This window comes from Niastella koreensis GR20-10 (genome assembly GCF_000246855.1).
GTDB lineage: Bacteria > Bacteroidota > Bacteroidia > Chitinophagales > Chitinophagaceae > Niastella > Niastella koreensis.
On the sequence record NC_016609.1, the window covers coordinates 1,395,036 to 1,415,716 of the forward strand.

Genomic DNA, 20,681 nt, shown 5'->3' on the forward strand with positions numbered 1-20,681 from the left:
ACATTCCTCTACCTGCAGCTGCAGGTCATTGGATTTTTTAAATTGGTTTCACTTACATCGGCTGCGACCTCGTAAAAACACGAAAAATCAGTACAGTCCATTCGTCTTTTCCGGTATTCAAACCGTATAAAGGGCAAAATTCGGTGACAATATACTTATTTACCGCATTCAATACAGCCGGCAGGGCCGATAGTGAATAAAATTGTATTAAACTCCCCAATAAAAAGCATCCCCCAAAAAATGGAGGATGCCCAAATTGGAACGCAAAATTATTACATTAGGCTTATTATCAGCATTTAATGTTTCAATATTTTAGAAGGCGTTGTTTTTCCGGCTTTTAGCAGAAAAATACCCCGGAAAAAACCCGGGCCAAACTCGCTTTCCCCTTTTAATTTCTCATTCTTCAATCCTAATTCTTCATTTCTATGGTTTCGCCAATTTTCGGCAAATGCAATACACAGCTGGTATCGGCAAAAGCCTTTTTGGCGGCGTTGTGGTCAATTTTAATATAGCCGAAAGTATCGTAATGCACGCCGATGATCTGCTGGCATTTGATCATGGCTGCACAACGCACAGCGTCTTCCACATCCATGGTAAAGTTGGAGCCAATGGGCAGCACGGCAAAATTCAGCTCTGCCCAGGAAGGCACCAGCTGCATATCCAGCGTAAGCGAGGTATCGCCACTGTAATAGAAGTTACCGTCGGCCGAAGTAATAATAAAACCAACGGGATTGCCGCCATAAGAGCCATCGGGCAGGCCCGATGAGTGTTGAGCCACTACCACTTTCACGGTAAAATCGCCAAAGCTCCATTTGCCGCCGGTATTCATGGGGTGCACATTGGTTACGCCCTGTTTGCCCAGCCATTCGTAAATTTCGTAGCTGCACACCACCTTGGCGCCGGTGCGTTTGGCCATGCTTACCAGGTCGGCAGTATGATCGGCATGGCCATGCGAAACCAGGATGTAATCGGCTGCCACAGTATCGGCATTCACCACTTTATTGGCTAATTCGTTGGGCGTAATAAATGGATCGAATAACAGTTTTGTACCTTTGATCTCAACGGAGAAGCACGAGTGCCCGTAATAGGTAAAATTCATGTAGTAAGTTTTTACAAACATACAAACTATGAACTCAGAACAGAGAACCAAGAACTATTACCCAACGTTATTAATACAATGAGTGACATATATACAATAGTTTCCGGAACCAACAGACCGGGAAGTAATACCGAAAAAGTAGCCCGGCATTATCAACAGGTCCTGAAATCAAAGAATATAACCCCCAATTTCCTTACCCTGGAAGGCTGGAAGTACGTTGATAAAACCCCTGAGTTTGTTCAACTGGAGAACGACATTTTAGTGCCCACCAGTAAGTTCATCTTTATAGTACCGGAATACAATGGCAGTATTCCCGGGGTGTTAAAGCTCATGTTCGATATCTCCGACTACAAAAAAACATGGTGGGGCAAAAAGGCACTGCTAACCGGTGTGGCCACCGGCCGGGGCGGCAATTTGCGGGGGCTGGAGCATTTAACAAGTATTTTACATTATCTGCGTGTGGTAGTGCATCCCAATAAATTACCTATCTCATTGGTGCATAATCTGATGGATGGCAGCACCGGCGATTTTCACGATGCCGGCACCCTGCGCGCCATCGAAATGCAAATCGATGAATTTTTACAATTTTAATGCTGTTGGTCCGTCTATGGTATTAGTAACAACAATAGACAATCATGCGTAATACAGGATTTATCTTTTTTCTGCTGGGATTAATGGCATTGCTGGATATTTATGTTTTCCAGGTTTTGCAGGTGGTTTTGCCCACCTCTTCAAAGGCCCGGCTGGCCATTATTATAGGCTATTGGGTCGTTTCCATTTCGGCCATGTTGTACGTATTTACCTATCCGTACATCAATCATGACAACTGGCCCCGCTGGGCGGTTACGTATTCGCGGGCCATTATATTCGGACTGGTGTTATCAAAATTATTAGCCTCCCTGTTTTTTGCGGTTGATGATCTTCGCCGCGCAGGCACCTGGTTATTTGGGAAGTTTTTGCAAAAACCAACTGATGTTGCCCAAGCCGGGGCGGGAATTACCCGTTCAGTTTTTCTGAGCTGGTTGGGTTTGGCTGTGGGCGGAACCGTTTTCAGCACCCTGGTGTACGGCTTTGGCAATAAATACCGCTACCATGTAAACCGCCTGCGGATGAGCTTTAAGAACCTGCCCGCTGGTTTTAAAGGCATGCGCATCGTACATATCTCCGATATTCACAGCGGCAGCTTTACCGATAAGGAAGCCGTTGCAAACGGGGTTAAAAAGATCCTGAAAGAAAAGCCCGATATGATCCTCTTTACCGGCGACCTGGTAAATGACCGCGCTTCTGAAATGAAGGATTATATGGACGTGTTCAGCCAGCTGAAAGCGCCCATGGGCGTGTATTCTACCCTGGGTAATCACGACTATGGCGATTATGTTCAGTGGGAGAGTATAGAGGCCAAAAGAGAAAACCTGGAAAAATTGAAACAGGTACACAAAAACATGGGCTGGCGCCTGCTGATGAACGAGCATGTGGTATTGGAAAAAGGCAACGACCAGATCGCCTTATTGGGCATCGAGAACTGGGGCGCCAAAGCCAACTTTCCTAAATATGGTAAAATGGAACATGCCTACCCCGGTTCTGAAAAATATCCCTTCAAAATACTCATGAGCCACGATCCCAGCCATTGGGATGCAGAGGTTCGTACCAAATATGGCGACATCGATCTTACATTGGCCGGTCATACCCACGGTATGCAATTCGGCCTGGAATTGCCCGGTTTTAAATGGAGCCCTGTACAGTATATGTACAAGCAATGGGCGGGTTTGTACGAAGCCGGCGACCAGAAGTTATATGTGAACCGGGGATATGGTTTTCTCGGTTATCCCGGCCGTATAGGTATTCTTCCGGAGATAACAGTGATTGAGTTAGCCTAGCAATGAAAAAATAAGAATGAGGAATTAAAAAGGGGAGAAGAAATATTGAATATTGAATGTCCAATATTGAATGTTGAAGTGAGTTAAGTTAAAAGAAGATGAGTTCAATTAAAAAGGATGAACATTTTTTTAAAAAAAAAGGAATACTTGATTGAAAAAGTAGAAGGATCTTTTGAAAAATCGGACCTTGTTTTTTAAAAAGCATCATCTGTTTTTGAAAAATCAGACTCTGTTTTTAAATCCAAAGACTATTTAATTAAAAAGAATGACCGTTTAATTAAAAAGAATGACTATTTAATTAAAGCAAATGGAGAATCTTTTCAATTAACTGATTAACTTTTTTAATCAAAAGGTCTTCCAGTTTAAAAATCTGTTCTGATTTTTTAAAAACTAAGTCTGGTTTTTGAACGAAATAAAAAAAGGACTGCCGGTTTTATCCAGGCAGTCCTTTTTCATAAGCCAGTTTTTTAAGGGCTTCAGAAGTAGCTGTATAAGGCAGTACGGATTAATGTACAGGTTACGGATCTGAATGATCTTAATACCAGGTTTAGCTATTACTAAGGTTAAAAAGGGGAAAGAATAAAGAGACCAGCTAAAATGCTATTTGCTACTTTACGGTTCGGGTTGTTATAAGTGAAAAGTTCGTTTACGCGCGGCGGGCCAGCGTAAACCCATTTTAGCCAGTCTCTTTCAGAATACTAAATCAGACCTTAACATGAACTCATTGGGTTATTTACTATGCCAGGGGCATTTCTACGGTAAAGAGACAAGGAAATTTCTACGGTGTCAGGGATTAGAGGAAAACTATTTAAAATAAATTGATCGCTCATTTATTTCATAGGGTAGTTCGTAGGGCGTTCTTTCTTATCACCGACACAAATTTACGTTGCAAAAGCCCCGTTTAACGAGTTGTTTCGATGAACCGGGCAAACATATAGCCGAATGAGCGGAATTTTACGGTGATTGGGTGGCCAATTATCAATGGGTAATTTACAATAGGCAATAGTGTCCGTTAATCGGGTTTTCCGCATATTTGGCCTCCTTTGTCTATTGCTTATTATCTATTGATTTAAAAGATTTGTGCGTTTAATAGTTGATTTACTTCCTGTAACAGTAAGTGCTTGTAATCGTGCAGTTTATCAAACTCGGTGGCCAGGGTGGAGGCGGCTGTATGCTTTTTGGCAAGTTTCTCCAGTTTTTCCAGTTGCTGAAAGAAAGGCGTGTTTTTGCCCAGGATGGAAACGGTTGACTGAATATGGTGGGCGAGGGTAGCTACCTGTTTGGCGTTCTTTTCCTCTACTGCATTTTTAAGGGCTTCCATTTCGCCCGGAAACTGTTTCAGAAATTGTTTTACGATGGTTTTTAAAAACTCCCCGTTGCCCATTACCATATCTTCCAAAAAGTTCAGGTCTATATAATGCAGCTCGTTTTTGAGTGTTTCCAGGTTGGAGTCCCGGTTGCCATCCAGGTATTTTTTCAGCAGCGAAAACAATTCCTTTTCATGAATGGGTTTTGAAATATAATCATTCATCCCATAGCTGATGCATTTTTCGCGTTCGCCGGCCAGTGCGTGCGCCGTCATGGCAATGATGGGAATATCGCTTTTCAGTTCTTTTCTGATAGCCTGTGCAGTGGCATAGCCGTCCATCAGCGGCATTTGAATATCAAGCAGCACCAGGCTAAAGGTAGATCGTTGTAACCATTCAATGGCTTTGGCGCCATTATCGGCTAACTGGTAATTCACTTTCCAGCTTTCAAAAGTGAATTTTATCAGCAGCTGGTTCATGGAGTTGTCTTCCACTACCAGTATTTGTGCATCGGGGAAGGCGCCGGCGGTGATGGCTGTTTTTTCGCTGAGTGATGCGGTCAATGTTTCGCCCACCGGCACCAGGGAATAAGCTATGTCGAAGATAAACTCAGTGCCTTTGCCCTGTTCGCTTTCAACAGAAATATTTCCATCCTGTAGCTGAACCAGGTTCCTTACGATGGAAAGTCCCAAACCGGTTCCGCCATATTTACGGGTGGTATCTGTTTCGCCCTGTTGAAACCGTTCAAAAATGGGCTCCAGTTTATCGGCGGGAATACCAATGCCGCTGTCTTTAACCGAGAAGCGTAATCGCAAGGTTTCCTGCTGTTGATCGAGCTTGGTGATGTTGATAGCTATACCGCCTTTTTGCGTAAACTTGATGGCATTGCTGATGAGGTTTACCAGTATTTGCGTAAGGCGCACCGCATCGCCGGTGAGGGTATCGGGAATATTATCCTGGATGTAGAGCGAGAAAGAAAGGTTCTTCTCCCGCGCTTTGTGATAGAACATGGTTTCAATAGAACTGCAAAGCCCGCGCAAACTGAACGGGTTCTTTTCAATGCGCAGCATGCCGGCTTCTATCTTGGAAATGTCAAGAATGTCGTTGATGATGGTTAGCAGGTTTTCACTGGCCGATTGTATCAGGTTCACAAACTGCTGCTGTTCCTCCGTCATCGTTGTTTTTTGTATCAGGTTGGTGAAACCGATAACCGAGTTGATAGGCGTCCTTATTTCATGGCTCATATTGGCCAGGAACTGTTCTTTTACGTTGGCCGATTCAATGGCCTGCTGTCGCGCTTCTTTTAATTCGGTTTCTGCTTTTTGTTGCTGGGTAATGTCGTAGATGGTGGACCGGCTAGATACATAGTTACCTGCTGTATCGTACACGGCAACGGAGTTCAATACCACCGGAAAGGTTTCACCGGTTTTGGTACGCATGGTAAGCCGGCGTTCCCTTACCGACCCATTTTTCTTAAAAGTGGAAAAATTCTCCCGCACGCTTTGGGCGGTTGCTTCATCAAGGATATCATATATGAATAGTCTGCCCACCACTTCTTCCCTTGTATAACCCAACCATTTTAATTCCGTATCGTTCATGGCAACAATGCGTGCTTCATGATCTATGGAGTGATAGCCGCAGGGCGCGTTGTTGTACAGGTCCTGTATTTCGGCAGAAATGCGTTCTATGTTATGCCGGGCCTCTGTTTCTTTTTCATTGGCAAGCTCCAGTTCGCCTATCAGCTTGTGCTGCGCCAGGATATGGCGAATAACCAGCATGGATAAGATCACGATGCCCGAAAGACCAAGTATCGTTAACAGGCGGCTGATGATTAAAACATACAGGGTGCGTTTACGGTTCTGCGCAATCCCGGCCTGCAACTGGTCGTACAGTTCCTTTTCCAGCTGCATGGACAGGTCGGTAATACTGTCGCGCAGAATGGAGCCGGCCTTGCTGGAAATTCTTTTTTCCGCCTGCGCTTTCCCCAGGCTGGTATATACCTGAATAATTTCGTTGGTGGTAAGAATCCGTTTTTCGATCAGCGAAGCCAGGGTAGTGAAGGAAGCCTGGTTATATTGGTTCATGGATGCTTTTTCAAGACCTTCCAATTCCTGTTTCAATAAATTAAGCGTATCCTGAACGCCAACTATAAAATTGCTATCGCCGGTTATTACAAAGCCACGTACGCGGCTTTCGGTAAGTATAACATTCTTGACAATGTTCTGCAGTTTGTTATGTAAATGAAATGATTCGATGGCTTCGCGGCTGGCAGAGCGGGATTTACTGATGATCCGCTCGGTATTGAGTTGAAGAATGATGCCAGTTGCAATAAAGACCACCGAAAAAGCAATACTGTAGAGAATAAGCCTGTCAGGTTTTATGTTTCTTTTCATGGTAACTGATGCTACGTCAGTTTACCTGACCTTAACCCTGGTAACGGAAAATCAATTACCAATCGGCAATGGACAATTGGCAATATTGGTACTGTACCCGCAATTTAAATATAATCTTTATAAGTGGTGAGTATAGACAGGGTTTGTTTGGGCAAATTTTTCAACATCTCAATACCGCTCATTCCCGGCATTCTGTGTCTAAAAGAACCAAATCAGGCGGATTGGCCGTAATATTGCGATCGCTATCAATAGCATAAGTTAGCAAAATATTAGTAATGATTAAACCGGCAGCAATTTTTTTAATCTCATATTCGTTGTGTACACCACGCACCCTGTGTGCTGCCAGTAGATTTTTTAGCAAACGTATGAAGAAATTGCTCGTTCTGATTGTGTTAGTGGTTGCTATGCAACCGGCTTTTTCCCAGAATGGGGGAAAGCTGGATTCAATATTCTCAAAGGGCGACACCACCGCCATCTTGGATTCATTGTTAAAAGACTTTGATTCTTATTTAGATAGTTTAGCAGGCAATAAAAGCTTCTTTACCGTAAACACAGGTATTGGTACCGGGTATTTTAGCTTTAATGAAAAGAACGCCGTTACGGTAAATACGCAAAAGAAGCTGATCTTTTTCCCTGCGCTGGGGTATTTTCATAAATCAGGGCTGGGTATATCCGCCTCGGCATATGCTATGCTGAATAATGGGGTGAATTTTTACCAGTATTCGTTCAGTCCCTCGTTCGACAGGATAAAGAAGAGTTATTCTACGGGCATCGCATATACAAGGTACTTTACCAAGGATTCGCTTAATTTTTATACGACGCCTATCCAGAATGAATTGTTCACCTATTTCTCATACAAGAAATGGTGGGTGCGGCCAACCTTAAGCCTGAGTTATGGGTGGGGCAGTCACGAACAATATGAGAAAAGAAAGGCTACCCGCCTGGCGCGGCTGCTGGAAGCCAGGCGACGGTATTATGTGATTATAAAGAATACCACGCATGTAAGTGATTTTTCGGCCACCATTTCGCTTCGAAAAGATATTGACTGGTATGGGGTGTTGTTTAAACGGGACAATATAACGTTAACCCCAATTGCCATGTTGAATGCCGGCACGCAAACCTATGGTTTTAATACTTCTTATTCATATAACTTTTCGCCGGTGCGTGCCAACTCCTTACCCAGTAACAACGACATTAGCGACAATACGCAATTTGCGCTTCAGTCGGCTTGTTTCGCACTCAGGGGAAGTTATTTGAAAGGCAGGTTCCTGTTACAGTCGCAGGTGCTGTTCGATTATTACCTGCTTGATGTGCAGGACCCCAGTTCCAGATTGAATACCGTATACTCCATAACAGCAGGATTAAGCTTTTAATGATTGATTTTTAGGTATTTCTTCACGTAGCTGTTAAGGTAAATTAACAGCCATGGTTGAACCCTGGCATGTAAGTTGAAATTCTAATGTTGAACCAAATAATAACACAGAATATGAAACTTAAATCCCTGGTATTAGTAACTATTGCGTCAACGTTGACCTCGCTTTCATTTGCCCAAGGATCTGGAGGAGGAGGTTTTCATATTGGTGCAAAAGCAGGTGCCAACATCTTTAAAATGGATGGCACTTCAATGAAAGATGAATTTAATTTTGGATATAACGTTGGCGCCTTTGCCGAAATAAAATTTAATAAAGAGTGGGGCATACAACCCGAAGTAATGTGGAACCAAACCAATTACCGCACAGGTACAAAATTCAGTGATATTTATCCTGAAGGTGTTAATGATGTAAAAGGTAAACTGAGTTATTTAAGCATTCCTCTCTTGTTAAGTTACAGTCCGGCCAAGATCATCTCCTTTCAGCTTGGGCCACAGTTTGGCGTGTTGGTTAATCAAGATAATACGCTTATAAAAAATGGCGAAGATGCTTTTAAAAAGGGTGATTTCTCCGCGCTGGGCGGTGTGCAGCTGAACCTCGGTGGCCTGAAAGTGGGCGGCCGTTACGTAATAGGACTAAACAATATCAATGACATCGACAATAAGGAAAAATGGAGAAACCAGGGATTCCAGGTGTATGTGGGAGCAAGATTTTTATAAGGAATTCTAAATAAAATAAAAGAGTCCACCTGATGCATCGGGTGGACTCTTTTAGTAAGCTCGGTTATCTTAAATCGTTATTTATAAGAATAAGCAAAGCCTTTTTTGATAGATTGAGTAGACCACTTGCTGTCTTTTTCGCTGGTAAGCAACACAAATGGTGCGCCTAATTCAGCGGCTTCTTTTTTCAATCTTTCCATTGATTTTTTGTCGGCGTTACCAGCAGTACGGTAAGAAAGCATACCTGCAGTTTTACCCCTGATCTCACCTTGTTTTTTAAGACCAACGGCTGCCGCTACATCTTCGAGAACAACTACTTTTTCCCAATCATCTTTGTCGGCGATCGTAATTTTTTCAGTGATGTCTTCTTTACGGCCGCTACCATACTCGATCTTTGCTACAGCATACTTGCCAATTGTTTGTTCTGCTGTTTCATTTGGATAAGTAAAGGTAATAACGAATTCTGCCACTTTGATGATCTTACAATCCAGTTTTTCACCGGTGTGTTTGTACATTTTGTCTTGGGCAAAGGTTACAAGAGTTGCGAATAGGGCAACCATTAGCATGATGGATTTGCGCATGGAGGGTGTTTTTTAGCTACGAATGTTGTTTTTGGTTAATAAGCGTCAAAAATAACGTTAATCTTCTGATTAAATTGCGGAATTTGGGCAAAAAAATAAGCATTAAGGCGTTTACCAATACTTGTTAATGGTATATCCTTAATGCCTATTTCTTATATAACAAAGCCTTTATATGCCTTATTTCATCTTCTTCCAGGCATTGATCAGGCCATTGGTAGAAGAGTCGTGGTTGCTTACAGGTTTGTCGTTCTGCAATTCAGGTAAAATATTATTGGCGAGTTGTTTCCCCAGTTCCACCCCCCATTGGTCGAAGCTGAAGATATTCCAGATAACACCCTGTACAAAGATCTTGTGTTCGTACAAGGCTATCAGCTGACCCAATGTATAGGGAGTGATTTTTTTAATGAGGAATGAGTTGGTAGGCCGGTTGCCGGTAAATTCTTTAAACGGCACCAGGGCTTTTATTTCATCGGCAGATTTACCTGCCTTTATCAATTCAGCTTCTGCTTCCTCCCCGGTTTTACCGTTCATCAGCGCTTCTGTTTGTGCAAAAAAGTTCGATAACAGTTTGGCGTGGTGATCGCCAATAGGGTTATGGCTCACGGCCGGCGCAATAAAATCGCAGGGTATCAGCAATGTGCCCTGGTGTATCAACTGGTAAAACGCATGCTGGCCATTGGTGCCCGGTTCGCCCCAGATAACCGGACCGGTATTGTACCGCACGGGTTTGCCCCTGCGGTCAACGCTTTTACCATTGCTTTCCATATTGCCCTGTTGAAAATAAGCGGCAAAACGGTGCATGTACTGGTCGTACGGTAAAATAGCTTCTGTTTGCGTATCGAAGAAGTTGGTATACCAAAGGCCTATAAGGGCCATGATCACCGGGATATTTTTATCGAAGGCAGTAGTGCGGAAATGGTTGTCGGTTGAATGAGCGCCTTTTAACAGCGATTCAAAATTCTCATAGCCAACAGTCAACGCAATGGATAAACCAATGGCGCTCCATAAGGAATAACGGCCGCCTACCCAATCCCAGAATTCAAACATATTGGCTTTATCGATGCCGAATTTCACCACTTCCTTTTCATTGGTGCTAAGGGCCACAAAATGCTTGGCTATATAGCTTTCATCGCCGGCCGCCTCAAGGAACCAATGCCGTGCCGTATGCGCATTGGTCATGGTTTCCTGGGTGGTGAACGTTTTGGAAGCAATGAGGAACAGGGTTTCCTGTGGCGTTACTTTCCGCAGCGTTTCAACAATATGGGTAGCGTCAACATTCGATACATAGAAAACCTGGATGTCTTTTTTCCAGTATGGTTTCAGCGCTTCGGTTACCATATAAGGGCCCAGATCGCTGCCGCCAATACCGATGTTGACAATGTATTTTATTTTGCTGCCGGTATAGCCGGTCCATTCGCCGCTGTGAATGCGTTCGCAGAACTGTTTCATTTGCTGCAATACCTGGTGTACCTGGGGCATTACGTTTTTGCCTTCTGAATACACCGGTTCATTGCCCATGTTGCGCAGGGCGGTATGCAGCACCGACCGGCCTTCGGTTTCGTTAATTACATCGCCGGTGAACATAGCCTCGATGGCCTCAGACAGTTTGCATTCCTCGGCCAGGTCCAGCAGCAACGACATGGTTTTTGCGTTGATGCGGTTCTTGGAATAATCGAACAATATATCTTCAAATGAAAGGGAAAAGTTGTTGAATCTATCGGGGTCATCGGCAAACAGTTCGCGTAAATGCGTTTCGGAGATCTTCTTATAATGGCGTTCCAGTTTGTCCCATGCGTCTGTTTGATGCGGCTTGATCTTTGGTAACATACTTGATTGAATTAGATTCAAAAATACTTGTTTTTTAATTGCAGTTAGCGAGCGACAAGTGGCTATATCGAAAAATAACAAGCAGGTGAGTGGTCATTGGTGAGTGGTGAGTGAATTTCCGATTTTTCAGGCATCTGCCATTTCGCGAGCCTGCTCACCATTCATCATTCACCCCTCACAATTGTAAATTAAGCACCGTGTCCACCACATATTGCACCATGGCAGGGGTGATGCCCAAATGCAGCACCATCCTGATTTGTGTGGGTGAAATGGCAATGGCCAGGATATTCTTTTCCTTTAATGCGGCCGCTACCTGGGCTGCCTGAAAAGGTGGTTGTATTTCAAAGATGATGATATTGGTTTCAACAGGTAACAGTCCGGCCGTAAAAGTTGTTTTAATCAGGTTCGAGGCAATTTCCCGGGCATTTTCATGGTCCTGCTGCAGGCGGATGATGTTGTTTTTAAGGGCGTACACGCCACAGGCGGCCATATAACCGGCCTGGCGCATACCACCGCCAAATACCTTACGTGCCCGTCTGGCCTTTTTAATGAAGGCCTGGCTGCCTATCAGGATACTTCCGATTGGGCATCCCAGTCCCTTGTTTAAACAAACCGAAATGCTGTGGAACAATTCCCCATATTGTTTGGGCGATTCGTTGCGGGCCACAATGGCATTGAACAAACGGGCGCCATCAAGGTGCAGGGAAAGATTATTGGTATCGCAAACGGTGCGGATATGTTGGATCTCGGCCAGGTCGTAACAACTGCCGCCCCCGCGGTTGGAGGTATTTTCGAGGCAAACCAGCGAGGTGTGCGCTTTATGAACATCATCGGGGTTAATTGCCGCAGCCACCTGATCGGCGGTGACGCGTCCCCGGTTGCCGGGCAGCAATCGCGATTGTACGCCTGAATTAAATGCCATACCGCCGCCCTCATACTGATACACATGCGCCGTTTGATCGCAGATCACTTCATCACCCGGTTGTGTATGCACTTTAATGGCAATCTGGTTGCTCATGGTGCCGGTAGGGCAATACAGCGCCGCCTCCATGCCAAACAATTCGGCAGCCATGGTTTCCAGCAAATTTACCGTAGCATCTTCACCAAAAACATCATCCCCAACATGCGCTCTTAACATAGCGTCCATCATTTCCGGGGTTGGCTGGGTAACTGTATCCGATCTCAAATCTACTATCATGGGAATTATTGTATTGAGTCATAAATGTAAAATGTTGAAGTGAAAAATCCATAAACAAACTGAAAACGGTTACAAGTTACAGGTTGCAGGTTTTAGGCGGCCATCTGAATTCCCTGAAACCTGGAACTGCCGCGTAGCACACAATAGTTTTTTTAACATGATATTAAACCAAAAGCCCCTGCAGCCTTCTTAATAGCGCACTTTACCAATACAATTTTTACACTTTAAAAGAACACTCATGAAATGTAGAATTTCAGCAGCTATTGCTATGCTCTTACTGATGGCTTTATCGATTGGCTCCTGTAAAAAAGACAACAGTGCGCAAACCCCTGTAAGCGATACGGAAGCGCAAACCATGAGTCAGGAAGACGCTGCCGCCGAAGGTGAATATGATGATGTTACCGAAATGGGACTGGCAGCCGGCGCCGATTTGCAGAGTGGCGCAGTTGATAACGGCCGGATAGCAACCGATGGCAACACCGCACGTATTCGCATTGACCTGTTTGTTAATCTCGCAGTGAAACTGGGTCCATGTGTCACCATTACTGCTGAACCTAATGACACCACTTTCCCTAAAACTGTTACGGTAAATTATGGTGATGGTTGTATTTGCCGTGATGGTAAATTAAGAAAAGGTAAAGTTATTCTGAACTTCTCCGCACCTATCCGTAAACCTGGTGCTGTGCTTACTGTTACCTTGCAGGATTACTACGTTAACAAAGCACATATCGAAGGCGTTAAAACCATTACCAACCTCAGCGCAAATGGCGCCGTAAAGTATTCAGTTGTTATTGCAGGTGGTAAAGTAACCTGGCCAAACGGAAGAGGGTTTACGTATGCAGGCACCAAAACGGTTACACAAATTGAAGGGGCCGCCACTGCCACCTGTGCCGATGATGTGTACTCAACCGAGGTGAACACCACCCTCAAATATGCCAATGGCATAACTGTAACCAAAAGCACAGATTCACCGTTAATTAAACCGGTAAGCTGTCAGTGGATAACAAAAGGTAAGCTGAAAATAGCCATCAACAACCGCGTGTTATATGTTGATTATGGCACAACCGGCGATTGTGATAACAGCGCATTATTGATCTGGGCCAACGGTCAGGTAGAGATTACCCTGCCATAGAAAGGGACCATGATCCGTATCGCGAAAATTAAAAGGGCTGACCATTCCGTCAGCCCTTGCTTATTTTATGCTGGTGTATGAGCTTTATGAATGTTTTTGTTTAGGGCTGTCAAAGTCAAAATCGGGTTGTTGGGCAGCAGCGAATGCAGCAGGATCGCCATATGGACCTATGTATTTCGCATCGCCAAATGCAAGCAGGGGATAGAAAACAATCCCCAGTAAAAGCAGGCCAACTGTAAAACCCTCGTCCTTACCAAAACTTTTAGATAACATATTTACTGCTATGATAGCAAAAATGATGTTCACAAAAGGAATGCACAGCAGCAGGATCCACCACCAGGGCTTTCCTATAATTTTCATCATGATGAAAGTATTATATACAGGAATGATGGCTTCCCAGCCAGGCCGGCCGGCTTTTTCAAAGATCCGCCAGTGAACTATATAAATGAAAACAATAAGAGTTGAAAAAATGAGAACCAAAGAAACAACTACGCTTACCATGGTTTGGTTGGTTTTAGATGAGGAATAGGAACAGCTAAAAATGTAAATAATTTTTAGTATTTGCAAGTGTTGCTAAACAGATCCATCAGGTGATTAGCAATAAAAAAGCCCTCCCGATGCATCGGGAGGGCCTTTTATGTGATACAAAATAAATTAAGCTAAAGTAATTACATCAAATACTACTAATAATGAGAATATAACCGGGATCAGCCACAGGGCGAAAGTGATGAAAGCCAGTATACACAGCAGTAATGAAACCAGGGTATTAAGAGTAAGCTCTTTTTCTTTGATCCATACACCCAATGGTGGTATGAGGATGGCGAAAATAACAGCCAGAACCAGTCTGACATCGTCATCCATTTCTCTTTTTCCTCTTCTTTCTGCTTTCAATGCTTTAAATGCCTTTTTGGCTTCTCTCAGGCGGCTTTTCTTCTCGCTCTTCGACAGGTTTTTGAAATCTTCGAGCGCAGACTTTACTTCAGGAGCTGGTTCAGCGGCAGGTGTAGTTGCAGCTGGCTGGCTGGCCGGAGTCGGTTCGCTGGCCACAGCTGGTAAACTGGCTGCGGATACAGACGATGCCGAAACAGATACCACAAACAGTAATGACAGGAATTGGGTAGTGATCTTTTTCATATTATCCTTTTTGGTGTGGCAAATATAATGCGGAATTTTTGAGATAGTAGAATCACATGCAATTAAAAGACCAGATATTCTAAACGGTTCCGTTAAGTAATGTCAAGTTTCCCCCATAATATTCCCATCCCTTACATTTGTTTTGGGAACAAACATAAAAAACGGTTACCATTGTATTGGAAAAGGCCTGGTGATAGCGATTGCAGGTTACATATGACAGTTAGAGGAAAACTGTATACCCCATAAGAAATGATTTATATTGTAAATACAATTTGTGTAGAAAATAATTACCATGGCTGGCTTAAGCAAATATTACAGAAAGGACGGAGCCGTACAACAGGCGATAGCTGCGTTCTGGCAATGGTTCATTGCCAATGAGCACCGGTTCAGGGAACTTGAAAAAAATGATTCTGACCAGGCTTTATCATTTCTGGAAGAGCTTATTCAGCACATGCAACCCTATAATCCTTATCTTAAAGCACTGGCCGGTCCGGATAATAACGGCAATTTCGAACTGATTATTACTGCCGATGGCGATATTGCTTTATTCTGTAAAGTGGAAGACCTGGTAAACGCAGCGCCCACGGTCAGTAACTGGGTATTTACAGCGCATAAACCCGCACTTGGTTTTGAAGGCATAAGCATAGACCTGTATGGCCTTCAGTTTACCACCGAAACTACCAGCTTTTATCCTATTGTACAGGACAATTATCCCGATGAAGTAAGTATTGTGATCACCCATTCCGCATATGCCAGGGACGAGGACGATCATTTTCAGGCCGGCGGCATGATTTACCTGGAAAACGGGTTGGGCGAGGTGAATACGGCCACCAAGATCGACAATTATGAAACCGGCCCCATACCCGCACCCGATCAGGGCATAGAGGTGATACCTATTTCAAAGCTGAACGAATATTTAAGCTGGCGCGAGAAAGAGTTTGTAGAGAAATATGAGTCTGTACCGGCCGAAAAGCCCGATACGTTTCATTTGCTGGAAGCCGAAGACCGCGATGGCAGAAAGATGTTGCTAACCGTTAACATGGAATGCAGGTACTGGGATAAAAAGCCTGCTTTTTCCTGGTTATTGCAAATTAATATAAACTTCACCGGCGATGAGAACGGGTTCCCGTTCGAGGAGCAACTGATGGCGCTGCAAACCCTGGAAGAGGAGATCTTCACCCTGCTGCCGGAAGACACAACCATCCTGGCCGGAAATAAAACCTACGACAATTGCAAGAATATTTACTTTTACGTAAGCGAATATAAAACCACGGCGGTTTTATTGAACCAGTACATCGAAAGTAAGGAAACACCCTATGAGATCTTGTTCTTTATAAGAAGGGATAAATACTGGCGAACCATGGAGCAGTATTTCAACCTGCCCATTGAAGATTGAATGGCAACCTTTTCCAGTCATGTAATAAAAACGCTTTGGGTTGTGTAAACCGTTATATTTGAGGCTTGCACGCCAAAAGTGTAGGGGTTTAGGTATATGCAATGTTTTTATTATAAGTGTATGTTCGGCAGGTGATTGATCAAAAACAGTTAGCATAGGTGCAGAAATAAATAGTGTGCTTTTACGTTTTTATTAGTATTCAATTTCCTTAGAAACAACACGTTAGTAGAAGTATGCACGCCTTACGCCTGGATTTAATGCGTTATTGGGTATCCATAAAATCCATTGGGGTAACCCCCGATATGGAAGAGTATGATAAAAGGAAAATGAGCATATTTAACCAGCTTAATTTTCTTGGGATCATAACAGGCATCATCGTCCCGCTTATTGGCATCCTTTTCAACGATCATCTTCCTCCGCTGGCCTGGTTTATTGCAGCTTCTCCACTGGCCATCAGTGTTATTGTACTTTGGCTTAATCATGAACAATATTACGAGCACGCCCGGTTGGTATATTTCAGTTTATATCCCATTGCAACCTGCCTGGTATACCTGGGAAAAGTAGATGTAGGGGTTGAACTGTTCTTTGTATTGTATGGAGTGTTATCGGTTTTCTTTTTACAGGAGATCATGCACATCATCTTTGCCTTCTCCCTGTCAATTGCCTGTTATTTTGTTGCCTGCATTGTACCGCATGATTATTATTTCAGGCTGGCAAAGTCAAATTATTCCTTCTTCGTTTTTAATCATATCACGGCCATCTCTTTTATTTTTTACGCCATTTATTTTATTAAACAGGAGAATAACGGCTATCACTATAGTTTATTGAAGAAGTCGAAGGAAAGTGATCTGCAGAAACAGGAAATCGCGCAAAAGGCCAGTTTGCTCGAAGAACAAACGGCCAAGTTAACGGAGTTAAACCAGCTCAAGAACAAACTGTTCTCTGTTATTGCCCATGATCTTAAAACGCCTATGTATGCGTTGCGGAACCTGTTCAATAATATGCACATCAACGAAATGCCGGTGAAGGAAATGAAGGCTTTGCTGCCCGGCATTGTGAGCGAAATGAACTATACTACCAACCTCATGGAAAACCTGTTGCAATGGGCCAAATCGCAAATGGAGAACTCGAGCCTGCAACCCGAGGTGCTGGATATAGAAAACATGATCAGCCGCGTGTTACAGTTATTACACTGGCAGGCCAGTAATAAACGCATTAACCTCGAATCCCAGGTAGAAGAGCCCTTGTTTTGTTATGCCGATAAGGAAATGGTGAACCTGGTATTGCGCAACCTGTTGTCAAATGCCATTAAGTTCACTCCCGAAAACGGCCACGTACGGGTAGGGGCCAGGGAACAGGCTTCGTGCGTTGAAATATATGTGCAGGACGACGGGGTTGGCATCAGCTCCGAACGCCAGCAACAATTGTTTGGTGAAATGTTCTATACCACCAAAGGCACTAACTCCGAAACAGGCACCGGGTTAGGACTTAAACTCTGTAAAGATTTCCTGGAGAAGAATGGCGGCCGTATTGCCGTACACAGCCAGTTGGGCAAAGGCAGTACGTTTACGGTAAGTTTGCCCAGGTTTGGCGGAGAAGCAGGACCGAGGCAGAATGTGATAATGTGATAATGCAAAGGCAGGACATAAAATAAAAGTGAGCCTTCCTTTTTACGAGAGACCCACTTTTCTGTATTTCATTATCAAATTATCAAATTTGCTAATTTGCCAACCAATTATTTGAAGATTGTTTCAAAAAACGCCTTCATATCCTTCCAGCTCGCCGTATCAGCTGCACCATTATAAGCAATAGGCATGTTCCACTTCTTACCTAACGCTGTAGCATTGGGATTGGTAAATGCATGCAGGGCGTTGGGGTACGATTTAAAAGTATAATCAGCTTTTATTGAATCCATTTGTTTTTTAAATGCGGCTACTTCTTCCTTCTTTACAAAAGGATCGGCTTCGCCATGGCATACCAGTATTTTGGCCTTCAACAGGTCTTTGTTGGCAGGTGCGCCTATGAGGTTGCCATGAAAGCTTACCACGCCTTTAATGGGTTCGCCCAGGCGCGCTGCATTCAATGCCATGGCGCCGCCAAAGCAATAACCTATGACTGCAATTTTACCGGTATCTGCCTGCTGAAAGCTTTTTAAAGCTACCAGGGCCGCATCTATACGGGCTTTGGCGCTTAAGGGTTTGTTGTAAAACTGGTTGGTCCATTTTTTTGCCACTGCAGGAGAATCGGTATTGGCGCCATTGCCATACATATCCATGGCCATGGCTATGTAACCCAGTTTTGCCAGTTCGCGGGCCCGCATTTTGGTATAATCATTCAACCCCCACCATTCGGGAATGATCAGGATGGCCGGGCGTTTGGCATCGAGGCTGGTATCGAAGGCAACATAGCCTTTCATGGCAATGTTATCGCCTGCATAGTCGATGTCCAGTTCTTTTACGCCTGGTTGTTTGGCTTTGGTTTCGGCTTCGGTTGCCGGTTGTTCAGTGGCTGGTTTTGATGAATTGTCATTACAGGAAACAATAGTTGCAATGCACAAAGAAAGAAAAGCAAAACCCAGTTTTTGTTTCATGATAGTATGGTTTATTTATCAGTTAGAGAGTTAATCTTACACTTTTTCATAGATACCGCTTTCCAGAACGACTCTTTGTTCTATAAGGTTGCTGCGCAGGTTATTTAATTTCTGCTGTGCCGTATCGCCCATCAGTAAATGCAATCCTAATGCCGGTATCCCTTTTTGGGCAATGCGGGAAAAGAGCTTGTCAAAGAAACCGATGCCCTTTGCTGTTTCATCTGTTACCTGTATGCGTTGAAAACCCGTTTCGGTGAGCAAGGTATGCAGTTGTTGCGAAGAAATTAAAAAACTTAGGGCGGCATCTGTTGCCCAGGGCAGGGGATAGTGTACCGGTTCCGCTTTGCCCAGGATGTCGTAGTAAATAAACCGTCCGCCGGTTTTTAATACGCGGTGTATTTCTGCATAAAATGTTTTTTTACCGGCTATATTCATTTGCACGTGTTGTGTTAACACGGCATCAAAACTGTTTTCCCCAAACGGAAGCGCCAGTACGCTACCCTGTACAAAGTGGGTTTGTTGTTGCAGACCGGTTAATGCGGATAATTTTTCGGCTGTTCGAATATAGTCGCCGGTTATATCAATGCCCGTAGCATCGCAGTTAAATTCGGCAGCCAGCATGCGGCAGGCCCCACCCAAACCACACCCGGCATCTAAAACATGCATACCTTGTTTCAGGTCAGCCGCAAGAGCCAGCTCGCGCGATACCTCCTGTCCGCGCACATGAAACTCATCAATAGGCGCCAGGTCTGCCCTGGTTATCTGATCCGCCTCTTTTCCTATGGCCTGAAGAATGGTTTCATACAGGTTATTATGCGCGTAATGGGCTGCTATTTGCAATTCATTGGTCATGGTACTAAGTTAATAAATTGACAGGTTAACAAGTTAACGTGTTAACCCGTCAACCCGTTAACTTTTCAATAATTACAACTATCTTTGGCCTTATGACACAAGAAAAAATAAATGATATGAGGTCCCGCCTTGGTGGACTGAGGAGGTTTCTTTGACGTCGATAACCGTCAGTACAAAGTAAACGAAGAAAAACAACTTTCCCTTTCGCCCGGTTTTTGGGATGATAACAAACGGGCCACTGAAATTCTCAAAAGCATTAAATTAAACGAATTCTGGATCAAACTCTACGACCAGTCAAAAGCTGACGTGGAGGATTTTGTTGTGTTGTTTGATTTCTGGAAAGCCGGCGAAGCCAGCGAAGACGAAACCAAACAGGCTTATGAAAAAGCGCTGCAGCAATTGGATGAAGCCGAATTCAAAAGTACCCTTAACCAGCCGGAAGATGAATTGCCGGGCGTGCTGCAGATAAACAGCGGCGCAGGTGGTACAGAGAGCCAGGACTGGGCCGAAATGCTGGCGCGCATGTACCGCATGTACGGCGAAAAACAGGGCTGGCAGGTAACCGAGCTGGACTGGCAGGAGGGGGATGGCGCCGGTATCAAAAGCGCCACGCTGCAGTTCGACGGACCGTTCGCCTATGGCTTTTTAAAGGCCGAGAGCGGCGTTCACCGTCTGGTGCGTATTTCTCCATTCGACAGCAATGCCCGCCGCCATACGTCCTTTGCGTCGGTATTCGCGTATCCGCTGGTTGATGACAGCATCGCCGTGGAAGTAAACCCCGCCGACCTGGAATGGGAGTTTTATCGAAGCGGGGGTAAGGGCGGACAAAACGTAAACAAGGTAGAAACGGCTGTGCGTTTAAAGCACCATCCCAGCGGTATTGTGGTAGAATGCCAGAAAGCCCGTACCCAGGGCGAAAACCGCGAAATGGCGCTCCAAATGCTGAAGAGCCGCCTGTATGAGGAAGAGCTGCGCCGCCGTGAAGCATTAAAGAATGCCACCAATGCCTCTAAGAAGAAAATAGAGTGGGGCAGCCAGATCCGCAGTTATGTCTTCCATCCGTATAAAATGATCAAAGACCACCGCACCGATTATGAAGTGGGTAACGTGCAGCCGGTGATGGATGGCGAGCTGGATGGGTTTATTAAGGCGTATCTGATGAAGGAAGCGGAGGGTGGTAGTTGATAGAGTTGATAGTGTTGACGA

The 20,681-nt window shown here is 44.3% G+C and carries 17 protein-coding genes; 8 read left to right on the plus strand and 9 right to left on the minus strand.

The genetic code is table 11. The annotated features are described in order from the left end of the window. Nucleotides 1-409 precede the first annotated feature (409 nt). Nucleotides 410-1,099, minus strand: coding sequence for a metal-dependent hydrolase (locus NIAKO_RS05635; RefSeq protein ID WP_014217434.1), 690 nt, complete (start codon nt 1,097-1,099; stop codon nt 410-412). 78 nt (nt 1,100-1,177) lie between these two features. On the opposite strand from NIAKO_RS05635, the gene NIAKO_RS05640 reads away from it, so the two are divergent. Both NIAKO_RS05640 and NIAKO_RS05645 read left to right on the plus strand, forming a co-directional pair. Further along, a complete protein-coding gene (locus NIAKO_RS05640) occupies nt 1,178-1,690 on the plus strand; it encodes an NADPH-dependent FMN reductase (protein ID WP_014217435.1) in 513 nt (170 codons plus the stop codon). A 44-nt stretch (nt 1,691-1,734) separates the two neighbouring features. Beyond that, nucleotides 1,735-2,976, plus strand: a complete 1,242-nt coding sequence (locus tag NIAKO_RS05645; protein ID WP_014217436.1) for a metallophosphoesterase — start codon at nt 1,735-1,737, stop codon at nt 2,974-2,976. Nucleotides 2,977-4,045: 1,069 nt separating this feature from the next. Here the strand turns inward: NIAKO_RS05645 and NIAKO_RS36415 are convergent. Further along, nucleotides 4,046-6,676 (minus strand): DUF1186 domain-containing protein, encoded by a 2,631-nt coding sequence (locus NIAKO_RS36415; RefSeq protein ID WP_014217437.1) that lies wholly within the window; start codon nt 6,674-6,676, stop codon nt 4,046-4,048. A gap of 365 nt (nt 6,677-7,041) precedes the next feature. Between NIAKO_RS36415 and NIAKO_RS05655 the strand changes: the two genes are divergently transcribed. Next, entirely contained in the window at nt 7,042-8,049 is a 1,008-nt protein-coding gene (locus NIAKO_RS05655; protein ID WP_041346390.1) for a hypothetical protein, read from the plus strand. A gap of 113 nt (nt 8,050-8,162) precedes the next feature. Beyond that, nucleotides 8,163-8,765, plus strand: a complete 603-nt coding sequence (locus tag NIAKO_RS05660; RefSeq protein ID WP_014217439.1) for a porin family protein — start codon at nt 8,163-8,165, stop codon at nt 8,763-8,765. A 77-nt stretch (nt 8,766-8,842) separates the two neighbouring features. Here NIAKO_RS05660 and NIAKO_RS05665 read toward each other — a convergent pair whose 3' ends face one another. The 3 genes from NIAKO_RS05665 to NIAKO_RS05675 all read right to left on the minus strand — a co-directional run bounded on the left by NIAKO_RS05665 (nt 8,843) and on the right by NIAKO_RS05675 (nt 12,371). Continuing rightward, complete coding sequence (locus NIAKO_RS05665) at nt 8,843-9,346, minus strand: hypothetical protein (protein WP_014217440.1); 504 nt, start codon at nt 9,344-9,346, stop codon at nt 8,843-8,845. A 177-nt stretch (nt 9,347-9,523) separates the two neighbouring features. After that, a complete protein-coding gene (gene pgi / locus NIAKO_RS05670) occupies nt 9,524-11,173 on the minus strand; it encodes a glucose-6-phosphate isomerase (RefSeq protein ID WP_014217441.1) in 1,650 nt (549 codons plus the stop codon). Nucleotides 11,174-11,348: 175 nt separating this feature from the next. Further along, nucleotides 11,349-12,371 (minus strand): threonine aldolase family protein, encoded by a 1,023-nt coding sequence (locus tag NIAKO_RS05675; protein ID WP_014217442.1) that lies wholly within the window; start codon nt 12,369-12,371, stop codon nt 11,349-11,351. 238 nt (nt 12,372-12,609) lie between these two features. Here NIAKO_RS05675 and NIAKO_RS36420 point away from each other — a divergent pair, with 238 nt between their 5' ends. Beyond that, nucleotides 12,610-13,503, plus strand: coding sequence for a hypothetical protein (locus tag NIAKO_RS36420; RefSeq protein WP_014217443.1), 894 nt, complete (start codon nt 12,610-12,612; stop codon nt 13,501-13,503). An 84-nt stretch (nt 13,504-13,587) separates the two neighbouring features. On the opposite strand, the gene NIAKO_RS05685 is transcribed toward NIAKO_RS36420, so the two are convergent. Both NIAKO_RS05685 and NIAKO_RS05690 read right to left on the minus strand, forming a co-directional pair. Then, nucleotides 13,588-14,004: a DUF5684 domain-containing protein gene (locus NIAKO_RS05685; protein ID WP_014217444.1), complete on the minus strand. Its 417-nt coding sequence runs from the start codon at nt 14,002-14,004 to the stop codon at nt 13,588-13,590. 153 nt (nt 14,005-14,157) lie between these two features. Next, complete coding sequence (locus tag NIAKO_RS05690; protein WP_014217445.1) at nt 14,158-14,637, minus strand: YqaE/Pmp3 family membrane protein; 480 nt, start codon at nt 14,635-14,637, stop codon at nt 14,158-14,160. Nucleotides 14,638-14,929: 292 nt separating this feature from the next. On the opposite strand from NIAKO_RS05690, the gene NIAKO_RS36425 reads away from it, so the two are divergent. Beyond that, on the plus strand, nt 14,930-16,033 hold the full coding sequence (locus NIAKO_RS36425) for a DUF695 domain-containing protein (protein ID WP_014217446.1): 1,104 nt from the start codon (nt 14,930-14,932) through the stop codon (nt 16,031-16,033). Between the two features lie 233 nt (nt 16,034-16,266). Continuing rightward, complete coding sequence (locus tag NIAKO_RS36430; RefSeq protein WP_014217447.1) at nt 16,267-17,661, plus strand: ATP-binding protein; 1,395 nt, start codon at nt 16,267-16,269, stop codon at nt 17,659-17,661. 107 nt (nt 17,662-17,768) lie between these two features. Here the strand turns inward: NIAKO_RS36430 and NIAKO_RS05705 are convergent, their stop codons facing one another. Continuing rightward, entirely contained in the window at nt 17,769-18,623 is an 855-nt protein-coding gene (locus NIAKO_RS05705; protein WP_014217448.1) for a dienelactone hydrolase family protein, read from the minus strand. A 36-nt stretch (nt 18,624-18,659) separates the two neighbouring features. Continuing rightward, nucleotides 18,660-19,475, minus strand: coding sequence for a class I SAM-dependent methyltransferase (locus NIAKO_RS05710; protein ID WP_014217449.1), 816 nt, complete (start codon nt 19,473-19,475; stop codon nt 18,660-18,662). 92 nt (nt 19,476-19,567) lie between these two features. On the opposite strand from NIAKO_RS05710, the gene prfB reads away from it, so the two are divergent. After that, a protein-coding gene (gene prfB / locus NIAKO_RS05715; protein ID WP_014217450.1) for a peptide chain release factor 2 occupies nt 19,568-20,660 on the plus strand; the annotation gives its coding sequence in 2 pieces (ribosomal slippage) (nt 19,568-19,627 and nt 19,629-20,660; 1,092 coding nt in all). The last annotated feature ends 21 nt before the right edge of the window (nt 20,661-20,681 follow it).

Bases quoted from the DNA above. Each gene is read 5' to 3' on its own strand.
- NIAKO_RS05685 (WP_014217444.1), bottom strand. From the start codon at position 14,004: ATGGTAAGCGTAGTTGTTTCTTTGGTTCTCATTTTTTCAACTCTTATT.
- NIAKO_RS05655 (WP_041346390.1), top strand. From the start codon at position 7,042: ATGAAGAAATTGCTCGTTCTGATTGTGTTAGTGGTTGCTATGCAACCG.
- NIAKO_RS05660 (WP_014217439.1), top strand. From the start codon at position 8,163: ATGAAACTTAAATCCCTGGTATTAGTAACTATTGCGTCAACGTTGACC.
- NIAKO_RS36415 (WP_014217437.1), bottom strand. From the start codon at position 6,676: ATGAAAAGAAACATAAAACCTGACAGGCTTATTCTCTACAGTATTGCT.
- pgi (WP_014217441.1), bottom strand. From the start codon at position 11,173: ATGTTACCAAAGATCAAGCCGCATCAAACAGACGCATGGGACAAACTG.
- NIAKO_RS05675 (WP_014217442.1), bottom strand. From the start codon at position 12,371: ATGATAGTAGATTTGAGATCGGATACAGTTACCCAGCCAACCCCGGAA.
- NIAKO_RS05635 (WP_014217434.1), bottom strand. From the start codon at position 1,099: ATGAATTTTACCTATTACGGGCACTCGTGCTTCTCCGTTGAGATCAAA.
- NIAKO_RS36420 (WP_014217443.1), top strand. From the start codon at position 12,610: ATGAAATGTAGAATTTCAGCAGCTATTGCTATGCTCTTACTGATGGCT.
- NIAKO_RS36430 (WP_014217447.1), top strand. From the start codon at position 16,267: ATGCACGCCTTACGCCTGGATTTAATGCGTTATTGGGTATCCATAAAA.
- NIAKO_RS05645 (WP_014217436.1), top strand. From the start codon at position 1,735: ATGCGTAATACAGGATTTATCTTTTTTCTGCTGGGATTAATGGCATTG.
- NIAKO_RS05705 (WP_014217448.1), bottom strand. From the start codon at position 18,623: ATGAAACAAAAACTGGGTTTTGCTTTTCTTTCTTTGTGCATTGCAACT.
- NIAKO_RS05690 (WP_014217445.1), bottom strand. From the start codon at position 14,637: ATGAAAAAGATCACTACCCAATTCCTGTCATTACTGTTTGTGGTATCT.
- NIAKO_RS05640 (WP_014217435.1), top strand. From the start codon at position 1,178: ATGAGTGACATATATACAATAGTTTCCGGAACCAACAGACCGGGAAGT.
- NIAKO_RS05710 (WP_014217449.1), bottom strand. From the start codon at position 19,475: ATGACCAATGAATTGCAAATAGCAGCCCATTACGCGCATAATAACCTG.
- NIAKO_RS36425 (WP_014217446.1), top strand. From the start codon at position 14,930: ATGGCTGGCTTAAGCAAATATTACAGAAAGGACGGAGCCGTACAACAG.
- NIAKO_RS05665 (WP_014217440.1), bottom strand. From the start codon at position 9,346: ATGCGCAAATCCATCATGCTAATGGTTGCCCTATTCGCAACTCTTGTA.